The sequence below is a fragment of the Exiguobacterium acetylicum genome, from assembly GCF_022170825.1.
Lineage (GTDB): Bacteria > Bacillota > Bacilli > Exiguobacteriales > Exiguobacteriaceae > Exiguobacterium_A > Exiguobacterium_A acetylicum_B.
Genome location: NZ_CP081878.1, coordinates 1,641,552 through 1,661,369, shown reverse-complemented (window position 1 = coordinate 1,661,369; position 19,818 = coordinate 1,641,552). Strand labels below are relative to the sequence as shown.

The 19,818-nt window shown below is 48.0% G+C and carries 28 protein-coding genes; 14 read left to right on the top strand and 14 right to left on the bottom strand.

Annotated features, from left to right (window positions below; translation table 11 throughout):
- Positions 1-20: 20 nt before the first annotated feature.
- Complete coding sequence (locus K6T22_RS08725) at positions 21-716, bottom strand: ABC transporter ATP-binding protein (protein ID WP_238236259.1); 696 nt, start codon at positions 714-716, stop codon at positions 21-23.
- 167 nt (positions 717-883) lie between these two features.
- Between K6T22_RS08725 and K6T22_RS08720 the strand changes: the two genes are divergently transcribed.
- From K6T22_RS08720 to K6T22_RS08700, 5 genes are read left to right on the top strand one after another with little or no spacing between them, the layout of a single operon-like run.
- Positions 884-1,741: an efflux RND transporter periplasmic adaptor subunit gene (locus tag K6T22_RS08720; RefSeq protein ID WP_238236258.1), complete on the top strand. Its 858-nt coding sequence runs from the start codon at positions 884-886 to the stop codon at positions 1,739-1,741.
- Positions 1,741-2,418: an ABC transporter ATP-binding protein gene (locus K6T22_RS08715; RefSeq protein ID WP_238236254.1), complete on the top strand. Its 678-nt coding sequence runs from the start codon at positions 1,741-1,743 to the stop codon at positions 2,416-2,418. Before K6T22_RS08720 ends, K6T22_RS08715 begins: the two co-directional genes overlap by 1 nt.
- Complete coding sequence (locus K6T22_RS08710; protein WP_238236253.1) at positions 2,415-3,560, top strand: ABC transporter permease; 1,146 nt, start codon at positions 2,415-2,417, stop codon at positions 3,558-3,560. Before K6T22_RS08715 ends, K6T22_RS08710 begins: the two co-directional genes overlap by 4 nt.
- A 15-nt stretch (positions 3,561-3,575) precedes the next feature.
- Complete coding sequence (locus K6T22_RS08705) at positions 3,576-4,247, top strand: response regulator transcription factor (protein WP_238236243.1); 672 nt, start codon at positions 3,576-3,578, stop codon at positions 4,245-4,247.
- On the top strand, positions 4,244-5,548 hold the full coding sequence (locus tag K6T22_RS08700) for a HAMP domain-containing sensor histidine kinase (RefSeq protein WP_238236241.1): 1,305 nt from the start codon (positions 4,244-4,246) through the stop codon (positions 5,546-5,548). Before K6T22_RS08705 ends, K6T22_RS08700 begins: the two co-directional genes overlap by 4 nt.
- 79 nt (positions 5,549-5,627) lie before the next feature.
- Here the strand turns inward: K6T22_RS08700 and K6T22_RS08695 are convergent, their stop codons facing one another.
- From K6T22_RS08695 to K6T22_RS08665, 7 genes are all read right to left on the bottom strand, one after another.
- A complete protein-coding gene (locus tag K6T22_RS08695) occupies positions 5,628-5,942 on the bottom strand; it encodes a hypothetical protein (protein ID WP_238236238.1) in 315 nt (104 codons plus the stop codon).
- A gap of 9 nt (positions 5,943-5,951) precedes the next feature.
- Positions 5,952-6,782, bottom strand: a complete 831-nt coding sequence (locus tag K6T22_RS08690; RefSeq protein ID WP_238236237.1) for a DUF2268 domain-containing putative Zn-dependent protease — start codon at positions 6,780-6,782, stop codon at positions 5,952-5,954.
- 194 nt (positions 6,783-6,976) lie between these two features.
- Positions 6,977-7,408, bottom strand: coding sequence for a hypothetical protein (locus tag K6T22_RS08685; RefSeq protein ID WP_238236235.1), 432 nt, complete (start codon positions 7,406-7,408; stop codon positions 6,977-6,979).
- Positions 7,409-7,461: 53 nt separating this feature from the next.
- On the bottom strand, positions 7,462-8,268 hold the full coding sequence (locus K6T22_RS08680; RefSeq protein ID WP_238236233.1) for a phosphotransferase: 807 nt from the start codon (positions 8,266-8,268) through the stop codon (positions 7,462-7,464).
- 43 nt (positions 8,269-8,311) lie between these two features.
- A complete protein-coding gene (locus K6T22_RS08675) occupies positions 8,312-8,878 on the bottom strand; it encodes an AAA family ATPase (RefSeq protein WP_238236231.1) in 567 nt (188 codons plus the stop codon).
- Entirely contained in the window at positions 8,875-9,285 is a 411-nt protein-coding gene (locus K6T22_RS08670; protein ID WP_238236229.1) for a nucleoside 2-deoxyribosyltransferase domain-containing protein, read from the bottom strand. The genes K6T22_RS08675 and K6T22_RS08670 overlap by 4 nt, the downstream gene beginning before the upstream one ends.
- Positions 9,282-10,307 carry a serine hydrolase domain-containing protein gene (locus tag K6T22_RS08665; RefSeq protein ID WP_238240082.1) on the bottom strand — a complete coding sequence of 342 codons (1,026 nt, stop codon included), beginning with the start codon at positions 10,305-10,307 and terminating at the stop codon, positions 9,282-9,284. The genes K6T22_RS08670 and K6T22_RS08665 overlap by 4 nt, the downstream gene beginning before the upstream one ends.
- Positions 10,308-10,461: 154 nt before the next feature.
- Here K6T22_RS08665 and K6T22_RS08660 point away from each other — a divergent pair, with 154 nt between their 5' ends.
- Genes K6T22_RS08660 through K6T22_RS08650 form a run of 3 tightly spaced genes read left to right on the top strand, consistent with a single transcriptional unit; the run spans position 10,462 to position 11,861 of the window.
- A complete protein-coding gene (locus K6T22_RS08660) occupies positions 10,462-10,956 on the top strand; it encodes an RNA polymerase sigma factor (protein WP_238236221.1) in 495 nt (164 codons plus the stop codon).
- The gene (locus K6T22_RS08655) at positions 10,953-11,408 is read left to right on the top strand and encodes a hypothetical protein (RefSeq protein WP_238236218.1); all 456 of its coding nucleotides are present in this window, start codon (positions 10,953-10,955) and stop codon (positions 11,406-11,408) included. Before K6T22_RS08660 ends, K6T22_RS08655 begins: the two co-directional genes overlap by 4 nt.
- A gap of 15 nt (positions 11,409-11,423) precedes the next feature.
- Positions 11,424-11,861, top strand: a complete 438-nt coding sequence (locus K6T22_RS08650) for a GNAT family N-acetyltransferase (RefSeq protein WP_238236216.1) — start codon at positions 11,424-11,426, stop codon at positions 11,859-11,861.
- On the opposite strand, the gene K6T22_RS08645 is transcribed toward K6T22_RS08650, so the two are convergent.
- From K6T22_RS08645 to K6T22_RS08635, 3 genes are read right to left on the bottom strand one after another with little or no spacing between them, the layout of a single operon-like run.
- Complete coding sequence (locus K6T22_RS08645) at positions 11,853-12,236, bottom strand: GNAT family N-acetyltransferase (RefSeq protein ID WP_238236215.1); 384 nt, start codon at positions 12,234-12,236, stop codon at positions 11,853-11,855. The two genes, K6T22_RS08650 and K6T22_RS08645, sit on opposite strands and share 9 nt — an antisense overlap.
- Positions 12,233-12,496, bottom strand: a complete 264-nt coding sequence (locus K6T22_RS08640) for an HAD family hydrolase (protein WP_337927129.1) — start codon at positions 12,494-12,496, stop codon at positions 12,233-12,235. Before K6T22_RS08640 ends, K6T22_RS08645 begins: the two co-directional genes overlap by 4 nt.
- On the bottom strand, positions 12,436-12,900 hold the full coding sequence (locus tag K6T22_RS08635; RefSeq protein ID WP_238236214.1) for an HAD family hydrolase: 465 nt from the start codon (positions 12,898-12,900) through the stop codon (positions 12,436-12,438). Before K6T22_RS08635 ends, K6T22_RS08640 begins: the two co-directional genes overlap by 61 nt.
- Before the next feature lie 39 nt (positions 12,901-12,939).
- Here K6T22_RS08635 and K6T22_RS08630 point away from each other — a divergent pair, with 39 nt between their 5' ends.
- Together K6T22_RS08630 and K6T22_RS08625 are read left to right on the top strand one after the other, a co-directional pair.
- Positions 12,940-13,785 (top strand): alpha/beta fold hydrolase, encoded by an 846-nt coding sequence (locus K6T22_RS08630; protein WP_238236213.1) that lies wholly within the window; start codon positions 12,940-12,942, stop codon positions 13,783-13,785.
- The gene (locus tag K6T22_RS08625; RefSeq protein ID WP_238236211.1) at positions 13,782-14,471 is read left to right on the top strand and encodes an alpha/beta fold hydrolase; all 690 of its coding nucleotides are present in this window, start codon (positions 13,782-13,784) and stop codon (positions 14,469-14,471) included. The genes K6T22_RS08630 and K6T22_RS08625 overlap by 4 nt, the downstream gene beginning before the upstream one ends.
- On the opposite strand, the gene K6T22_RS08620 is transcribed toward K6T22_RS08625, so the two are convergent.
- Positions 14,454-15,341, bottom strand: a complete 888-nt coding sequence (locus K6T22_RS08620; RefSeq protein WP_238236209.1) for a GGDEF domain-containing protein — start codon at positions 15,339-15,341, stop codon at positions 14,454-14,456. The genes K6T22_RS08625 and K6T22_RS08620 overlap by 18 nt on opposite strands.
- 93 nt (positions 15,342-15,434) lie before the next feature.
- On the bottom strand, positions 15,435-15,953 hold the full coding sequence (locus tag K6T22_RS08615; protein WP_238236208.1) for a DUF4256 domain-containing protein: 519 nt from the start codon (positions 15,951-15,953) through the stop codon (positions 15,435-15,437).
- Between the two features lie 196 nt (positions 15,954-16,149).
- On the opposite strand from K6T22_RS08615, the gene K6T22_RS08610 reads away from it, so the two are divergent.
- The 3 genes from K6T22_RS08610 to K6T22_RS08600 all read left to right on the top strand — a co-directional run bounded on the left by K6T22_RS08610 (position 16,150) and on the right by K6T22_RS08600 (position 18,372).
- Positions 16,150-16,542 (top strand): hypothetical protein, encoded by a 393-nt coding sequence (locus tag K6T22_RS08610; RefSeq protein ID WP_238236205.1) that lies wholly within the window; start codon positions 16,150-16,152, stop codon positions 16,540-16,542.
- 109 nt (positions 16,543-16,651) lie between these two features.
- On the top strand, positions 16,652-17,341 hold the full coding sequence (locus K6T22_RS08605; protein ID WP_050677982.1) for an ABC transporter ATP-binding protein: 690 nt from the start codon (positions 16,652-16,654) through the stop codon (positions 17,339-17,341).
- A gap of 62 nt (positions 17,342-17,403) precedes the next feature.
- The gene (locus K6T22_RS08600; RefSeq protein WP_238236203.1) at positions 17,404-18,372 is read left to right on the top strand and encodes an LLM class flavin-dependent oxidoreductase; all 969 of its coding nucleotides are present in this window, start codon (positions 17,404-17,406) and stop codon (positions 18,370-18,372) included.
- A 65-nt stretch (positions 18,373-18,437) separates the two neighbouring features.
- Here K6T22_RS08600 and K6T22_RS08595 read toward each other — a convergent pair whose 3' ends face one another.
- Positions 18,438-19,166, bottom strand: a complete 729-nt coding sequence (locus tag K6T22_RS08595; RefSeq protein ID WP_047391386.1) for an SDR family oxidoreductase — start codon at positions 19,164-19,166, stop codon at positions 18,438-18,440.
- 85 nt (positions 19,167-19,251) lie between these two features.
- Between K6T22_RS08595 and K6T22_RS08590 the strand changes: the two genes are divergently transcribed.
- Positions 19,252-19,701, top strand: coding sequence for a hypothetical protein (locus K6T22_RS08590; protein ID WP_238236202.1), 450 nt, complete (start codon positions 19,252-19,254; stop codon positions 19,699-19,701).
- Positions 19,702-19,818: the final 117 nt, after the last annotated feature.

The window sequence follows — 19,818 nt, the reverse complement described above, 5'->3', positions numbered from 1 at the left end:
CACCTCCTCATAAATAGTACTTAGACACTCTGCACCGTCCGCTTCCGACGATCTTCAACAATCCGCCCATCCTGCATGAAGAGAATTCGGTCAGCGCGTTTGGCGAGTTCCAAATCGTGCGTGACAAACAAGACACCACACTTGGCTTCACGATGCAGCTCTAGTAACAACTCGAAAATCGCGTCGCCAGTCACGGAATCAAGATTACCGGTCGGCTCATCTGCAAGAATCCATTGCGGGTGATGCAACAGAGCACGGGCGATTGCGACTCGTTGCTGTTGACCACCGGATAGCTGAGCCGGTAAAGCATTTCGTTTGTCGTCGAGTCCGACCCGTTCGAGCAACTCGAGGATTCGCTCCTCTTGATTAAACGACGTCTTTTGTTTTAATAAGGCGACTTTTAAGTTCTCTGCGACCGTCAGTGCGGGTAACAGGTGAAACTGCTGGAAGATGAAGCCGATCTCCTGCGAGCGGAACTGCGATAAGCGCTTGTTCTTCCAGGACGTGATATCCTGCCCGTCATAGAGGATCTGACCTGACGTCGGACGATCGAGTGAACCCAGAAGACTGAGGAACGTTGATTTTCCGGATCCAGAAGGACCGACGAGTGCTGTCACCTCAGCTTGTGAAAATTGCCCGTTTAGTTGATGCAAGACATCTGTCCGAACACCACTTCGCTCGAACGAGTGCGAAATATCTTGAAAGGTAATATCCATATGACCACTCCTTTTACATAATTTGGTTAAATACAGTGTATTATTTTTAGAAAATTTTGTCTATTGCGTTTTTGATTCCGAAATTGCTACTTTTTTGAATTTGTTCATAGTTGGTTCATAACTTCTTTCTATGCTGATGACATCATCAAATAAGGAGGAAGATTAAAATGAAACGAACACGTAAGAAATGGTTATGGATCAGTGGAGGAGTCATACTGGTCCTTCTGTTAATCGGATCAACTGTCTTTTTAGGACGAGGAGAGGCGCAAGGGACGAAGGAAGTCGTCGAATCGAAGACATTACAAACATTCTTCTACTTCTCAGGAACGCTTGAAGCAAAAGATCGACAGACAGTCACTAGCAACCGTGATGTCCGTGTCACTGACGTGCGATTTGAAGAAGGCGATACCGTCAAGTCGGGTCAGACGATCGTGAGCGTCGAAGGAGGAGAAGATTTCAAGGCATCACGCTCCGGACAACTCGTCCGTCTTGATGTCACGGAAGGCGAAGCGTATGCACCAAACACTGTCTTGTTCGTCGTTGCAGACAACAAAGAGTTGATTGCCCGCCTCAAAATTGATGAACGAGATATCGAGCGTGTGCAAGTCGGCGATACGATGGATCTAAAGACCGATGCATCCGAAACAACCATCAACGGAAAGATTGAATCGATTAGTCCGGAAGCTGTGACTGAAAATGGCAGTACGTACTTCAATGCGAAGGTCGCAGTACCGAACTCGTCAAACTGGTTATCCGGTATGACGGTCGAGGGACGCTTACCGTATCAGCTCGCTAAGGATGTTCCGGTCTTATCACTCGATGTCATCTCCTATTCGAAATCGGATCGTCCGTATGTGAATGTGAAAAAAGACGGGGAAACGACACGTCAATACATCGAGACAGGTGTGACAGACGGGCAGGATATTGAAATCAAGGACGGATTGTCCGCTGGGGACGAAGTCTTCCTGCCAAGTGAAGACGGCGGTTCTGGTCTGATACCAACCCCACCAGGAGGTGCATCCTGATGCCGGTCGTTGACTTGCATGAAATTCAAAAAGCATATGGTGAAGGAATCAATCGTCACATCGTCCTCGATCGTGTGTCGCTGACGATCGATGCTGGTGAATACGTGACGATCCTCGGACCATCGGGGTCAGGAAAATCAACGTTGATGAATATCATCGGATGCCTCGATGTCGCTTCAAGTGGTATCTATCGCTTGCAGGAGCAGCTCGTCCACGATCTATCCGAAGATCAGCTAGCGACGATTCGCAATGAAGAGATTGGGTTCATCTTTCAACAATTTCAGTTGCTCCCGCGTATGAGTGTCTTGCAAAACGTTGAATTGCCATTGATTTATGCTGGTGTCTCTCGCAAAGAACGTCGTACGCGCTCGCTTGAACTATTGGAACGTGTCGGGTTAACTGATAAGGCTGATGCCTTACCGAGTCAACTATCCGGTGGTCAACAGCAACGGGTTGCAATTGCCCGAGCGCTCGTGACTCGTCCGACGATCTTACTCGCTGATGAACCGACCGGAGCGCTTGATCAAAAGACAGGGAAACAAATCATGGAGTTATTCGAGAGCCTCTCGGCAGAAGGGAAGACGATCATCATGATCACGCATGATGTCAACATTGCAAGGCAAGCCCGCCGAATCATCCAGATTGAGGACGGTCAGGTGACGGAGGTGACGACATGATTCGTGAAACGTTACGGATGGCATGGTCGAATATCTGGCACCATAAGATGCGGTCGTTCTTGACGACGCTCGGTGTCATCATCGGTGTCGCTTCGATCATCGCCTTGATTTCGATCGTCAACGGGGCGACGGCCTCGATCAATGCGGAAGTCGCGTCGTTCGGTGCCAATAAATTGACGGTCCAGACGACAGAGACGCCGTTGAAAGAAGGATTATCACCTGCTCAACTGGAAGAGTTAAACACGATTAAAGGGACACGTGGCGTTTCGCCGACCGTTTCGACGGTTCGTGACGTCCGTGTCGAAAATCATACGCTCGATCAGGTGACGATCGAAGGGCGAAACCATATCTATTACCGGGAATCAGAAGACGTTCCACAAGGACGCGGCATCGTCATCAGTGATGTTGAACAACAGACGCATGTCGCTGTCGTCAGCCCGTCAGTCGCCCGGACACTCTACCCGGGGCAGGTCGCGATCGGTGAAACGATCCAGCTCGATGGACTCGATTACCGGATTGTCGGTGTCAGTGACGCGGATGGCGATCAAATCGTTATTCCCTATACGACGGCGCTGCGGACGCTAGGTGTGACAGCTGTCAAACAAGTCGATGTCTTCAAGACGGACGCAGCAGACGTCGCGACCGTCAAACGGGATGTTTCGGCCAAGCTGTACCAGTTCTATAATGGACGCGACGATACGTACGACATCGTCAGCTTGGATGAAGCACTCGATTCGATTGACCAAATCAATACGATGCTTTCACTCCTGTTGACAGGCATTGCATCGATTTCCTTGATCGTCGGCGGGATTGGAATCATGAACATGATGCTTGTTTCAGTCACGGAACGGACGACGGAAATCGGCTTACGAAAAGCGCTCGGTGCGAAACCGCGTACGATTCGTCTTCAGTTCCTCTTGGAGTCGATCTTACTCTCCTTGATGGGCGGAGTGATCGGAATTCTTGTCGGTGCTCTGCTCGCCTTCGGTGTCAGTTTGATGATCAGCACACCGTTCACACTCTCCGTCGGAACGATTCTTCTTGCCGCTGGATTCTCAATCGGTGTCGGTGTCTTGTTCGGTTACATGCCAGCCCGCAAGGCATCCCGCCTGAATCCGATTGAAGCTTTACGAAACGTGTAACAAAGGAGGAGGACGATGGTAACGATTTTAATTGCCGAAGATGACCGGAATGTCCGTCTGTTACTAGGCGAGACACTCCGGTCCGCCGGCTTTACGGTGATTGAAGCGAGAGACGGGAAAGTCGCACTCGACGAGCTCGATCAGCAACACATTGATCTCATCGTGACGGATGTGATGATGCCGCACGTCTCAGGGATCGAACTGGTTCAGCTCTTGCGTGAATCGGGGTACGAACAACCTGTCTTGATGTTGACGGTGCTGGATTCCTTTCAAGATAAAGAAGCTGGTTTTACGACGGGTGCCGATGATTATATGGTCAAACCAGTTGATTTAGATGAACTCTTACTAAGAATCCGAGCGTTGCTACGTCGGTCAAAGATCGTAGCGACGCAAGAATTAATCATTGGTTCCCTGCAATTACGGATAACGGACGCAACGGTCGTGACGCCTCGTGGGGAGATGCCGTTACCACAGAAAGAATTTCAACTGCTCTACCGCTTGTTAGCACATCCGAAGCAAATTTTTACACGCCAACAGTTGATGGACGAGATTTGGGGATATGATGCCGAGAGCGACAGTCGGACGGTCGATGTTCACATCAAACGGTTGCGTGACAAGTTCAGTGACTATGATGATTTTGCGATTGAGACGGTCTGGGGACTCGGTTATAAAGGAGTGATCAAATGAAACGATTCATTCGATCGATCTCTGGTCGTTTTTTCATCATCCTATTCGGTTTGTTATTACTACCCCTTCTTTTACCATTCGTCATGACGATCTGGTTCCAGTTTCAAGAAATCGATCAAGACTTGAGCGATCAATTGCGAAAACGAACAGACCAGATCGAACGCTTGATGCAAGACCAAAACCTGTCATTCGCTGAAGCCAGTCAGTATATGGATCAATCTTTGATACAGACGACACAGCTCAATCAATTGCCATCATTATCGTCATCAGAACGCGACCAGCTCGAGCAAGATGGTGAAATCACGATCGACGGAACATGGATCGAACCTGCGCAATACATCCGTCAGACGGAGACAGGATATCTCGTCTCGACACCTATCGCCGGGCAACGAATCCTTGACGGATTACGAACGTCAGCTGGGATCGGCATCGTAATCACGATCGGCGTTGCTTTCATCCTGACATGGCTCGCCGTCACGCTCGTGACACGACGGATTCGTCGCATTAGTGAGGCGGCGATCGAAGTGACGAACGGGAACTATGATGTCTCGATTACGGAAGGCGGGAACGATGAGGTCGCACTACTCGTTGAAAACTTTAACCACATGACCGAAGCGTTACGGCGAAACGACCATCTCGCGAAGGATCTCGTCGCCTCGATTTCGCATGAGCTGAAGACACCGATTGCTTCGATTCAAGGATTTTCTAGGTTATTACAGACAGAAGAAAACCCGGATAAACGGCAGCAGTACTTGTCGATCATGGAACAAGAAAGTACCCGTCTATCACGTTTGACGTCAAATCTCGTCCGTTTGTCACGGCTTGATCATCAGACAATCATCGAACGAAAGCGATATCGGCTCGATGAACAACTTCGGACGTGTCTTTTGTTACTGGAACGACAGTGGACCGAGAAGTCACTTCGACTGGAGCTTGATTTACCGAAAGTGTTCGTTGAGTGGGAAGAGGAACTGATGCAGCATGTCTGGCTGAATCTGCTCGAAAACGCGATTCGTTTTTCGCCGGAATCGGGAGTGTTAGAAATGACATTACATGAAGGAAAGCAGATTCGTGTCACGATTCGCGACGAAGGATCAGGAATCGCAGAACAGGACTTACCATATGTTTTTGATCGCTTCTATCAAGGAGAACAGTCACGAGCGAATGAAGGACATGGTCTTGGCTTATCAATCGTTAAACGGATCATCGATTTACATGACGGTGAGTTGACGATTGAGAATCATCCAGATCAAGGAGCAATCGTGACCGTTGTGTTGAATGTGCACGAGACGCGTGAATGAGGACAGACGAAAAGAGCGCAGGCTTTCACGGTATCATCGTGAAAATCAGCGCTCTTTACGTAATCAATTTGAATTCAGCTTAGTTTTCTAGCATGATATGAATTCGTTGTAATTGTTTTTCCAAGACTGTTTTCGCTAAAGGTTTACCCTTTGCTTGACCACGTTTAAAGGCATAAGGACTAAAGACTTTAGCGCCTTCTTCAATCCAGTTTGAGCGATACAAGTCGTGTGTCTCACTTCTCGATAAGAAGATACCGTCCTCGATTTCGACATCATCGTCTACTCCGAACTGAAAGCCGCAGCAAGAACAAAGTTCGAACGAAGCATCATTGTTCGCGTAATAAGCGACATCGTCCATTTGGTCATATCCGCATACGGGACATGTGTATTTCATGAAAGCACCTCATTGTTCAAGAATCTTTTGATACTTGTATCCTTTTAAGATATCTGTTTGATCCGTATAGGTCCAGTCAGCGATGGACTTGTCGGGATGCGACTCAAGATAATGATTGAGGATATCACGTCCTAACATATAGTTACTCCAGCGAGGAATCTCTTTTTGTTCGTTACCTAGGATGAAATCGAGTTGCGATACTTCATAGCTGTTGACGAGATGCACGACATGTTTCTTTGTCGCTTCATCCATCTCGACATTCCAAGGAATGAAAACGCCTTTGACGATTCGGTCGGCAAAGGCATCTGCCTTTCCTTCGACGATGACGGAATTAAGAGTCGTATTTAAACTAAAATCGGGTGTATCCATGAGGACTAAGTGATGATATTCATGTGCCGTCGTATATGCTAAGACGTCTTGATCGTAGTTTGGATCCAGGTAGAGAATGAAAGCATCTTTATAGGCTGCTCCTGTAACACCTTTCATCGGCTGGATATCGAGGGAGGATTCAGGATTGATGGGGGCGACAATAATGGTACTTTTCTTTTTGGGAAGGATTTTATGTGAAGCGATGTAATTTTTCTTGATGATTTTTTTAATGTTATCCTGTTGTTTCATCAAGTTCTCGATTTTATCGAGTAGCTCTTGTTCGTATACGGTTGATTGCAACATCAGAGAACCTTTTAAGTCGGCGGTCGCGAACTGCTCCTTTTCCCCGATTTTGTCGATATAGCTTAAGACATACTTCGCATAATTCTTTTTATCTACTTCAGGATCATTGTTTTTTAAGGACGCTTGTAGATATTTTTTGTATGGTTCATAGAGAAAAACAATGTTCAATTTACTTTCGTCATCAATTTTTACAGATTCGGATTGTACTTTTGTACTCTTTGACATCATCTTAGTAGTAGGCTGTGTTGTCTTCTCATGTTCCGAACAAGCGGATAAGAGCAGAAGGGGAGCGGTTAAAAGTACTAGCAGTGATTTTTTCAAAATACGTTCCTCCTAATGGTGTGACATAATTTGATGCTTAGTCAATCCTCTTTCGCAATATGATCAATGATGATTGGATCGCTGTAGGACAAGATGTAAAAATCCTGTTCATGCGTCCTGATGGCAAATAAGTGCAAGTCACCCCGTTCGGTATAAATTTCATTCGTTTTCATAAACTTCGCGGCGAACTCTCCAAATATCGATTCTTTTGATTTCACGACTGGATATGGATTTCGGAGTTTCTCGTCGATGATGCCATGCTCTTGCAATGTCCCTAAGAAAACGGCGTACTTTTCGAAACGCATCAAAAAGTAATCGCGCGAAGGATCGTCAATCAAAAGCTTGAATGTTTCGTCAGCTCCATAAAAATAGAAATCAATCGCATAATGGTCGTTTGCCTTTAACGACATCGTATCCAGTTCGAGATCATATTCTTCAGTCGTCAGTAAAAAATCAAGATCAATCGTTTTCACGGGAAATCACTCCTCTATGAAGATTACGGACATTTAACGTGAAGGATAAACTGTTATTTTTCTAATGAATCTTTATCGATGAACCATTTTGGACCATGTTCAGCAATGAAACGGTATTCGGCACGATAATGTGTATCGTGACCTTCTGCTTTCATCTTGATGAAAGCAGCATCGCCGTCGGCAGCTCGTTGATCAATCAACAGATAGAGCGCTTCGACACGCAACAATAACATCTGTAGCAAGTCGGAACGCAGACCTTCATACCCATAAGCATCAAGGAATCGACTCACCCGCTCGGCGAAGCGTGCGTCATCCTGCTCTGCTACATAATCGATAACGGATCCGTCAGGTGCTTGTCGTCTGCTGCTGAGCGGAACGAACGTATAGAGCGCATAGACGATGTCCCAAGCACGCGGACCCGGTGCCGCGAGGTCAAAGTCAATTACGCCACTCAGACGTTGATCCTGAAAAATCGTATTGTAGACAGCAAAATCATTGTGACAGATGACTTCGTATGGAGTAGGGGTATTAAGCAATGGCTCCCAGTCACCGGTTTCGAAGTCGACTGTTGCGTCATGATATTTGCGCATCAAACGCGCGACGTCTTTTATGACATCGTCTTGCCACATGTACGCTTTTAGCGGATAATCCGCTGTCTCACCGGGGAGGAAGGTCAGGATTTCTCGATTTTGATCGTCGATCCCGACGAAGCGGGGAACACCGGATAGATGTTTCGCTTCTAAATGGCGTAATAGACGGTGAACATTTGGACTGTTCTCATTTTGTGTACGATAGACATAGTTACCTTTTTGATAGACAGCGGAGACATTTCCTCCAGTCAGCCGTTGTTCTTCAGACATAATAGTCACTTCTTTCGTCGTTAAAGTTAGAATCGGTTACATACTATTGAGTACGCATGGTCTCCATATCGAAAAATGAATCAAACGCTTGATTCGTGACATGCTCGAGGAATGTGTCAACGTCTTTCGTCGAACGAAAACGAACGATGTTGTCCGCTTCACCAGGAACAGGTGGCTCGATCCGTTGCCGTTGATAGATCTCATCGTACGACGAGTCGCCACGAATCTCGCTTCCATCGCGTGTCGAATGAGTCAGTCGGTCAACAAGCGTCGCTTCAGGTAAATCAAACCAGACGAGGATTGAGCGAAACGTCGAACGGGGAAAGTGTTGCAACAATTGCTTCCGACCGGTCCGTGTGAGGTTCGCGTTACAGAGGATGATGGTCTCGATGGACGAAGAGATTGCCCGATCCATCAGCCATTTCGTCAAGTCATATTTGATGTGGTTCGCCCCTTCTGTCGGAACAAGTTCCGGATAATGCTCAAGCAAAAAACGCGCCTGAAGATCCTGATCGATGACAAGGCTTGATGATAGAAGTTGTGCAAGCTTTTTGGCGAACGTCGTTTTCCCGGCGTGTGTCGGACCAATTGTTAGCAGGACTGTCCTCATGACGTCAGTTGTTCCTCCGGTAAGCGATCGGCAATGATTTGCGCAAGCCACTCTTCCTTCGTACCGAAGCAAGGAGTCGTTTGTCCGATATGATAAAACGTACTTGCTAACGGTCCGGTGAAGTAGGTCGCATCCGGCATACATAAGTAAACCGGGCGATTCGTTGCGAGCGCAATCCCGAGTTCGACGTGACTACTTTTTCCTGCTGGTAACACGAGGACGAAGGCGTCTGCTTGCTTGACGGCTTCGAATTCCGCAAGACCAATGTTTCGTAATGCTTCGGGATCTTCTGCCCGATCATTCATCGTCCAGTCGTATGTTAAATCGTGACCACGCAAGCGGATTTCATCGCGGAGCCATCGGACGGTCAATGTGTGATCAAAGCGAGAAGCGATATAGAGTTTCATGTATGAATTCCTTTCTCAAGTAAAAGTTGTTCGATAGTTTGAACGAGCGCGTAGGCTCCGTCAGACGTATTCGATAAGACGGTGACGACCGTATTGGATTGCGGATAATAAGCGGAATGGAAGCTGACACCCGGGTCGTAGCCCATGATGTGCCATTTCTCGTGGGTGACGTCGAGTTGTTTCAACCAGACACCATAACCGTAAGACGCTACATCATTGACACCGACGTGGGGATGGAAGAGTTGTGTAGTCATCGTTTCAGACAATAGTTGATGTGTTAAGAGACTGCGCCAAAATTGTTCCATATCTGTTGCCGTAAGGAAAGCGCCACCATCCGGTCCGCCGATGATCGGTAACGCATAGTGATTCGTTCGCCACGATCCATCCGACTCCTCGATGTGTCCAATCGCTGTATCCGCCGGTAAGGCGTCAAGTCGGAAGTAACCAGATTGCGTCATTTCGGTGCGAGCGAATAATTCGTTCGTGATATGGTCCGTAAAGGTTTGATGAGTAAGTTGTTCAATTACGAGACCAAGCAAAATGTACCCCGCATTGTTGTAGTGAAAGCGTTCGCCCGCAGCGAACTGTCTCTTTTGGTCACGAAACAACGGTAAAAAATCAAGTGGGCGTCGCAAGCGATACATCGGGGTATCTTGAAAAACATCCTCAAAGTCGGTCATCGTGGCCTCATCAAAATAATCACCGATCCCTGACGTATGGGTTAACAAGTGATGTACGGTCACGCCGCCTAAATCGATTCCGATGTCTGGAAGAATCGTTGTAATGGGTTGATCGAGTGTTAGTTGACCAGCCTCGACTAACCGTAAGATGGCGACCGCTGTGAAGAGTTTCGCACCAGAAGCAATTCCGAACCGCGTCGTCTCTGCATTCAATACACCATATCCGCGATGCGCCATTCCGCCAGCGTGGCTAAAGATCAGTTCTCCGTCTTGGTGAACGGAAACCACCCCTTCGAAATGTGTAAGCTCCGGTAAATCAATAAGTTCTTTAATCACGTTCATCATCCTCTCTGCTTCCCATCCTCTCTGCTTCCCATCCTATCGAATTCAATCATGCAAGAAAAGGGAATTATAAGAAAAATTTGAAAAAAAATGAAACTTTTTAAACGTGTTGCGTATCTAATAAGGGAGTGATTGCAGAAAGGGGGCGAGTGATGTGTTTCGCAAGTCAGAGGCATTCTCGGATGCTGCTTTTGAAGCAGCATTGTTCGCAGAAGAAGACTATGTGTACCGGATCTCCTTCATCTACTTGAAAGAAGAGGCAGCGGCACTCGAGAACGTCCAAGAGGTCGCGTATCGGGCGTGGCGTGCACGAAAGAGTCTACGTGATGCATCGTATTTTAAGACGTGGTTGACGCGGATCACGATGAATTGTGCGTTTAAGCAACAGCGTGCGTCGTTTCAACCGTTGACAGTTGAACCCAGTCAAACCACGTCGTTTGAAGAGCGACTCGTTGATCGTTTGTATCTAGAGGATTTACTTGAAATTCTCGAGCCGACTGAGCGCTCAATCGTCTATTTGCGGTATGAAGAGGATTTGTCCTTGCAGGAGATCGCGAGTACATTTGACGTTCCACTGAGTACAGTCAAAAGCACACTGTACCGCGCTCTCGAGAAAGTACGTCGACGACAGAAAGGGATGAGTCTATGAATCACGAACGAACAATCTTGATTGATGTACCGTCATCGATCAGGCAAAAGACGGTCCAAGGCATCCGAAAAGCAAAACGGCGCCGGCGTTCATTACAAGCCGCTTATCTTTCAGCCAGTCTGTTGATTATCGGTTTTAGTTCCTTACAAGAGACCGTTCCCGAACAATCATCGCAATCGATGAGGGTCGGCATGTATTATGATGAACAACTCTATACGGTCGCTAAAGTGGTCAGGAATCCAGACTGGCAGCAGCTGAAAGGGAAACGACTGGGCGTCACTAATGATGTCTTGAACGATACGGGACTGGAACAAGATACATCTGATTTTTCGTCGAACCTCGAAGCGTTTACCGTCTATCGAGTCAAAGACGATCCAGTGTCTGAGCACGTACTGGTCGTTGGTCAGGAAGAGGGACGAGAACGGGTGATGATTCTGTCACCAGAACAGTAAAAGGGGGAAAAAGAGATGAATGTTCGGTCCTGGACAACTAGCGATTTGCCGCAATTGGTCGATTTAATGACGCAGCTCGGATATCCGGCAAGCGAGGATGAGTTACGCGAACGGTTTACACGGATCACCCGTCATTCGGATTATGACTTGCTTGTGTTAGAAGAAAGCGGAATCCTTCTCGGCTGCGTCGGTCTGTTTCAGGCGCAAGCGTTCGAGCATGATACGACTTATGTCCGGATCGTTGCTTTCGTCGTCACTGCGACGCATCGTCGGCTCGGAATCGGTCGCCGCTTAATCCAAGCAGCGGAAGACTGGGCACAAGCGAGAGGAGCGACTGTTATCTTACTGAATAGTGGCAATCGCCCAGAACGCGAAGCAGCCCATCACTTTTATCAGGCGATGGGTTACGGTGTGACGAGTACGAGTTACTCGAAGTCATTACCGTCATCGTGATTGACGGAAACCATGGAAAGCACGAAATCCTTGCTCTTCATAGAAAGGAGCAGACTGACGGGTTGCCAGTAGATCAATGCGAGTCGGGTAGGTGTGCTTCAGATAATTGAGCAACTGTTGTCCGTATCCTTGCTTGCGCGCCTTGCGACTGAAGAGAAGCTCACAGACGTATGTCGTCACGTAACCATCCGTCAAAGCGCGGACATAAGCAAGTACTTGACCGTCGCATTCGAGGACGTATGCGGCATTCGCATTCATCCATGCATGGCGCGTCCGCTCTTTCTCAGCGACGAGATCCTGCCAGCCTTCTTGTTCATTCAAACGATGAATCTGATCAAAATCTTCAGGTTGGAAACGGCGAATCTGTTCAGTCATGGATGAGTCTCCTTTGGAATGAGATTTTGTAACGGAAGAGGCAACTGACGCCAGTCCGAAAAGTGTGTGTCGGTCAACACAATATCACCTGTTCGCTTCCAAATGGTCTGCATACCTAGCGCTTGTGCTGGTAGGATGTCGTGATCGTAATTATCGCCGACATAAAGCACTTCGTCCGGACGAACACCTAAACGATCTGTCACACGTAAGAAAAACGCCGGATCCGGTTTACGTAAGCCTTCTTGCTCCGAGATTCCGATCTGCGGAAAGGCAGAAGTGAGTCCAATCGCGTCAAGGACGGCACGTTGAAACGTCGTCGACCGTTCGAGAGCAAACCAATCGGTAGCTCAGGCGGTAATTGCGCAAAAAAAGTAGTAACGCCAGTGAAGCTCCGTGCGAAGATCGGGTAACGCGTCACGTAGTCGTGTAGAAGTGTTTCGACTGGAAGTGACAACTTGAAGCGACGAATCATCTCAGCATAGACGACGTCCTTCCAGACCCGCCCGTCTTGATCAAGCTCTAGGAAGACGCTGACGTATTCGTCTAGCGGAATAGGCGAGACGTGAGCTGAAAAATGCTCATATTGGTTCTCAAGAAAGTCCGGAAGAGACCCGCTTCGGTCATGTAACGTCTCGTCTAAATCAAACAATAGCGCACGAATCAAGATCAACAACACCTTTCATGCTATAGAGGAGTGATTTTAATGGAACGAATGATTCAGCAACAGGGGAAACAAGTGACATACTATGATAACGGTTCGACAGGTCGACCGTTGTTGTTATTACCTTCGCTCGGTGGGACGTATCAGGACTGGTCGGACATTCTGAAGAAACTATCACCGGACTACCGCGTCGTCAGCTTCCATCCGCACGAATGGTCGGATGATTATATGAACGGGACAACAGGCATCTTGCGGCAAATTGAACAGTTACTTAACGTGGCGGACATCACGACTCCGGTCACACTCGTCGGTCATTCTTACGGTGGACTTGTTGCGCAAGCTTTCGCCTTGCGACACCCGGAGCGTGTAGCTGGACTTGTCCTCGTGGATGCGACATCCGTTGACTTAGCGGAACTCGATCAGCTCGATACGCCGACACTCGATCAGGAAGGGGACGACGCCGTCTGGATCGAACGATTCGCGGAGCTAGCGACAGCAACCGATTTACGCGATCGATTCCCGGATGGTGACGACCGCACGGACTGGAACCCAGCGTACTATCAGGCGATGCATGCCATCATTTCAAAGTGGAAGAGTGATGCGAAGGCGCTTCAGCCACTCATGCGCGACCTTAGGTTACCGATGACCGTTCTCGGTCGGGATAAAACGAAATCGATTCAGACGATGATCGCTGCCGGTTTTCCGGAAGACGAACTCGAACGAATGGAAAATAAATGGCAGGAATTAATACAGCGACAGGCGAATCTATCCTATCAGGCGAACGTGACGTTCGTTCCAGGTGCATCACACATGATGCATCATGATCGTCCGGACGTCGTCACAAGTGCGATTTTAACACTACATCAACCGAAGGAGTTTACCGTATGACACGCTTGTATGTATTACATGGCTTAATGGGCACAGCAGACACACATTTTGCACCACAACTATCCGCTCTCGCGGTTGATTTTACGTTCATTCCGATTGATCTACCGGGGCACGGATTCACGACGGAGCCGGCAACTGACGACTACTTGACGCAAGCAACACGTGCCGTCCGCGAACGAATGGCACAGGAAGGTTCAGGGTGGATTCTCGGATTATCGCTCGGAGCGACACTTGCGATGCAACTAGCACTCGATCCACCTAACGAACTCGAAGGTGTGATCGTGACGGGTTATTCACCGTTCATTCCGGAAGCGATGGAACCGTTGATGCACGAGCAACGGGACTATTTCCTTAATATTGATCAGCATGCACCGGACATTGCACTTCAGTTCGAACAGTTGCATGGTCCGACTTGGAAAACGACGGCACGAGCAGTACTCGACTTGATGACGTTCCGTTTCCCGGCAATGACGGACACGATGCTGCAGTCGATCACGCTTCCAGTCGTTATCATGAACGGAACGAATGAAGACTATGAAGTTGACGCAGCCGCTTTCGTTGCAGCGCACGTGCCGAACGTCACCGCTTTACCGATTGATGGAGCAGGGCATACAGCGAATCTGGATCAACCGGAACGATTTAATAAGTTGTTACGCAAGATGCGTCAATCAGTACTGGCGACTTAAGCGTTTCTTCATCTTCTCTTGATACATCCGCGCATCTGCCTCATGCAGGACGTCGTCGATCCGGCGTCCTGTTGTCGCATGGACGGCACCGATTGCGAGTCCGATCTCATGGGTCGCGAACGTCGAGCGGACGTGTTCGACGAATGCTTCAAAGGTGGAGATGGATGGACTATAGTCAATCAAGACGAATTCATCGCCACCAATCCGGTAACCATGATCCGTTAAGCGGCGGATACAGAGTCCTGTCTGTTCTAGTAACGCATCCCCGACAGCGTGACCGAATCGGTCGTTCAGTTCTTTTAGTTCATTCAAGTCAAGCAGAATCAGACCATATGTCGTTTCCGCTTGGTCCAATTTGTGAACCGCTTCATTAAAGGCGTGTCGATTACCGAGCCGCGTTAAGGAATCGGTCCGGTATTGATCAAGCATCGCTTGTTGTGATTTTAATTGATCATCAATGTTGCGAATCACACCTTGGATGGCAACGATCTGTCCATGTTCGCGAATCGGTGTCGCATATTCTTCGAACCAGACATACTGATTGTCATTCGTACGCCAGCGCTGGCGAAACGGCTGATCGTAATCGCAGTCACCTGAAATTTTTGACATCAGGACTTCGATGTCTTCCGGATGAATCCGAGCAAAACACTCGTCCGGATCGAGATAACTCGCTGCTGCGACTCCTTTACCGATATGATCATCAAGGGATGGACTAATGTAGCGGAAACGATATTCCGGCTGGACTTCAAACACATAGAAAATATCTTTACATAACGCGATCGTATCCGGCTGCTGCCGACGAAATAATCGAAAACTGAGCAACATCACGAGACTACCAATAATCAAACCCAATACAAATATGACGTCCACCTCCCGTACTCTTGCATCATCATATCATAAATGGGTATTATTCCCTATAATTGTCAAAAAAACATTCCGCTACTTTGAGCGGAATGTTTTCATTTATTCGAGTTCAAGGAAGACACGAAATCCACGACTAGCATAATAGGAATCCGCCCCATTATGATAGATAAAGGTCGTTTCGTAACGACGATCTCCGAACAAGGCGCCACCTTTTTGACGAATCATGTCTGGTGTCGCAAGCCAACTGGAAGTCTTTTCGTCAAACGAAAACTGTGTCTGCAGTTCTTGATACTGTTCTGGTGTCAATAGGTGTACGTCTAGCGTTTCGATCAGCGATTCGATACTAGCAACAGGGGCATTTTTCTTTCGACCAAGACGAGCGGCTTCGTCAAAACAGACGCTCCGTCGACCAGTTGGACTCTCTTTGACAGTGTCGCTGATGACAAACCGTTCCTCTAGCTTTACGACGTTCGGCTCACCACCCGTTTGCTCCATCCATACAAGTGCTGCTCGTTTTGAAGGTGTCAGACGTGACGCGACCTCATTGAACGTAAGTCCATCATGGCGATCAGGAGTAGCCTCAAAGCGGTCATGAAAATGCGTTAGTTGTTCATCCATCGGTAAAACCTCACTTTCCTAGTCCATTTTTTCCATTATTCAATGAATCCGTTTCCAACGCAATCGTTCATTGACTGAATAAGTCAATCTGAAGACAATTGACAAATGAAATCGGACTGCCTACACTAATTGTACATATCCGGTTTCTGTCGCGATCGCGCGGACAGGAACGACATTCAGGAGAGGAGCCAACCGTATGCGCTGGATCAGTTATGCGGCTGTCGTGACGATTCTTTCGTTCTTAGCGTTCACGGCGTATTCGTTCCTGACGACGATTGACTTTGAAATCGTCTATCAGTTCGGTACGTTTGCGATGACGTTATCCTATTTTATCTTTGGTTTACCAATGTTATGGATTGTTCGCCACTATCCGTTAACCCTTCGTCTACTCATCTATGTGACGACGAGTGCCGTCGTCTTGTTTCTCTTCATCGGTTTATATGAAGCGTGGCACGAGGCTTCACTGTCTCCTTTACCACCAATCGGTAGCATGATCAAATTTACGTGTCTCGCTTGTCTATTGTTCGTCTTACCGTATGAGATTGTCTATCGCAAAAACTTCGTCTCCATTCAACCGCGTGTTTCTTGACAGTATTCTTGTTCCTTAAGAATACTGTTTTTTATTTCCTTTCATTTAGAAGGAATTCCCAATCTATTCTTGAATAGTACGTTATCACGAATAAATGGAGGGCTTACATATGGAAGGAACATTTCAATGCAAACAGATGGGAAAATCATTTTCGGGAGACGGTGTCGAGACACATGCGTTACAAGATATCGATGTGACACTTGAAGCGGGTGACTTCATCTCGATCATCGGACCATCGGGTTCTGGAAAGTCGACGTTACTCAGTCTAATCGGGACGCTCGATCGTCCGACGAGTGGAGAGTTGCATTATGACGGGAAGCCGATCAACAAATTGAACAGTAAAGAACTATCCGACTTCCGCTTCGAGAACATCGGCTTCATCTTCCAACAGTTTCATTTGATTCCGACGCTGACGGCGCTTGAAAATGTCATGGCGCCTCTGTTCGGTCGGAAAGTACCATACGATAAAAAAGAACGCGCCGAGCAGTTACTCGCGCAAGTCGGTCTCGCTGATAAAGCAGGCAGTTTGCCATCGCAACTCTCAGGTGGACAACAACAACGGGTCGCCGTTGCCCGTGCACTCGTCCATGAACCAAAATGGCTGCTTGCCGATGAGCCAACGGGGAACCTCGATACGGATACGGGAGAAATCATTTTCAATCTCTTACGGTCATTAAACGAAGAGAAAGGTTGCGGCGTGTTGTTCGTTACCCACGATCCGGCACTTGCGGAACGAGCGAACCGGACGATCGAGATGCGAGATGGCGTTATCATTGAAGATCGTCTCGTCCGTGTCTGAGCCTCGTTTTTGAACTCCCTTCCTCCACCCCTTACACTAAAAGGGTAGAGGAGGAATGTGTGATGCGACTTGGAATACTCGATCAAGTACCGTTACATGAGGGCGATACGGTCGAAGCGACGATGGAAGCGACGGAACGACTCGTCCTAGAAGCCGAGCGACTCGGTTATGAGCGGTACTGGTTTGCTGAACATCATAATACGAACGGGTTGCTCAGTGCAGCACCAGAGTTGTTCATCGCCCGGATGGGTGCGAAGACGTCAAACATCAAACTTGGTTCAGGTGGAGTGTTGTTACCGCAGTATCATCCGCTGAAAGTCGCCGAGAGTTTTGCGACACTCGACGCCTTTTATCCAGGTCGGATCGAACTCGGAATCGGCAATTCGCCAGGTGGAAGCGAGCGGACACGACTTGCTTTAACGGACGGAGAAGACAACCGAGCGGCTGAGTTTAGTCGACTTGTTAACGAAACGGCGGGTTTCTTGACAGACAGTCTATCGAATCGACACCCGTACCGGATCGTCAAGACGACACCGCGGGACCGGCAACCGTCGCCAATTTCGATCCTTGGTCTGTCGCCACGTAGTGCGCGAATTGCAGCAGAACAAGACCGTGGTCTCGTTTTTGGTCACTTCATCAATCCGGATCGCTGGGAAGAGACGCTTTCTACGTATCGTGAGGCAGGGGGAACAGACGTCATCGTCTGCGTTTTCGTCATCTGTGCCCCGACGCAAGAAGAAGCAGAACGTCTCGCTCGAACACAAGATGCGTGGATTCAAGGCGTCCGACTCGGGAATTCAATCGTCCCGTCGTTTGCTACGACTGAAGCAAAGGTCTTTAATGACGTGCAAGCGGAGCGAATCCGCAAAGATCGACGGCGGGCGATTGTCGGAACACCGGACGTCATCGCGCGGGAGCTTGAGGCATTAGCAACGCGTTATCAAACGGATCAGTTTTTACTGATCAACAATGCTTTTGATCAAGAAAAACGATTGCAGTCGTACCAGCTCATCGCGGAGCGACTTCTCTAAACAGAACAGGACCCCTCGTTAGCTGTTTTGCTAATGAGGGGTCCTGTCTACAAATTAACATGTAATTAACGTTGCGCTGTTGGACGAATTAAGATCTCGTTGATCGCGACATCCTCTGGTTCGTTGACAGCATAGGCGATGGCACGCGCGATTGCGCTTGCATCGATCGCTTTCAAGTCACCAATTCCTTGTTTAATCTCTTCATCCGAGATATGGTCCTTGAGTTCCGTATCGACCGCTCCCGGTGAGATGATCGTTGCGCGGATGTGATTATCGACGGATTCTTCTTTACGAAGACCTTCCGTGATGGCGCGAACTGCGAATTTCGTACCGCTATAGACGGCACTCGACGGCATGACTTCATGACCGGCAACGGACGAGATGTTAATGACGTGACCGCTTTTTTGTTCGCGCATGTACGGCAAGACTGCTCCGATTCCGTGAAGGACACCTTTAATGTTGACGTCGACCATTGTGTTCCATTCGTCCTGCTGATTCTTATGGAGGTGCGATAGTGGCATCAATCCAGCGTTGTTAATAATGACATCAACTGAGCCGAACTTGTCTTTCGCAAGTTTAGCGAGTGCATCAACTTGCTCACGGTCGGTGACGTCCGTCACTTGATAAACGGCTTGACCACCTTCAGCTTCAACCGCTTTGACGAGCTCTTGCAAACGATCTTCCCGGCGTGCAGCAAGAACGAGTTTTGCACCTTGTTTCGCAAGTTCTTTCGCTGTTGCTTCCCCAATACCGCTTGATGCCCCTGTAATGATGACGACTTTATCTTGAATCATCTGAACTCCTCCTTCTGAATAACGTACTCCTTGAGAGGTATTGCCGCTTTTGTTGATTTGAAAACATTGTGTAGGAGGTTTGTCTATGAAACGTTATCTGTTTATTGGATTGATCGTGATCGCAATTGCAATCGGATGGTTTTTATCACTTGATCCTTTTCGCCATCAACCACCTGAACCTACCGTGACGATTGAAGAACGCGACGTGAAGGTGTATACCGGCACCTATAGTTGGTCAGGGATGTTTCGCGGAGAAACAGCCGATGCGAAGGCGGAAGCCGTCGATTTAGTGAAAGACTATCCAAGTACGCAAGCAACTCCTAAAGATCGATTGACAATCCGTTTTGAAGAGGGACCAGCTCCAAAGTCTGTCACGATCGTACTATGGTCGGTCGAGGATAATAAGAAGATTAAAACATTTGAGAAGACCGAGCAGTTTACCGTCCCGACGATTCCCGGGCGATATGTCTATCAGATTACAGCCGACTGGAAAGAAGGCGAAGGGGATTTTGCCTTTCCGATTGATGTGAAATGAGTAAAGGGTTAAAAAACGTATTGACAGGATATATGTTTAATGATAAATAATTCGAGTGTTGACCTCCTTTTAGATTGAAAGAGGTCCTTTTTCGTAAAATACAGTAAATAAGGCACT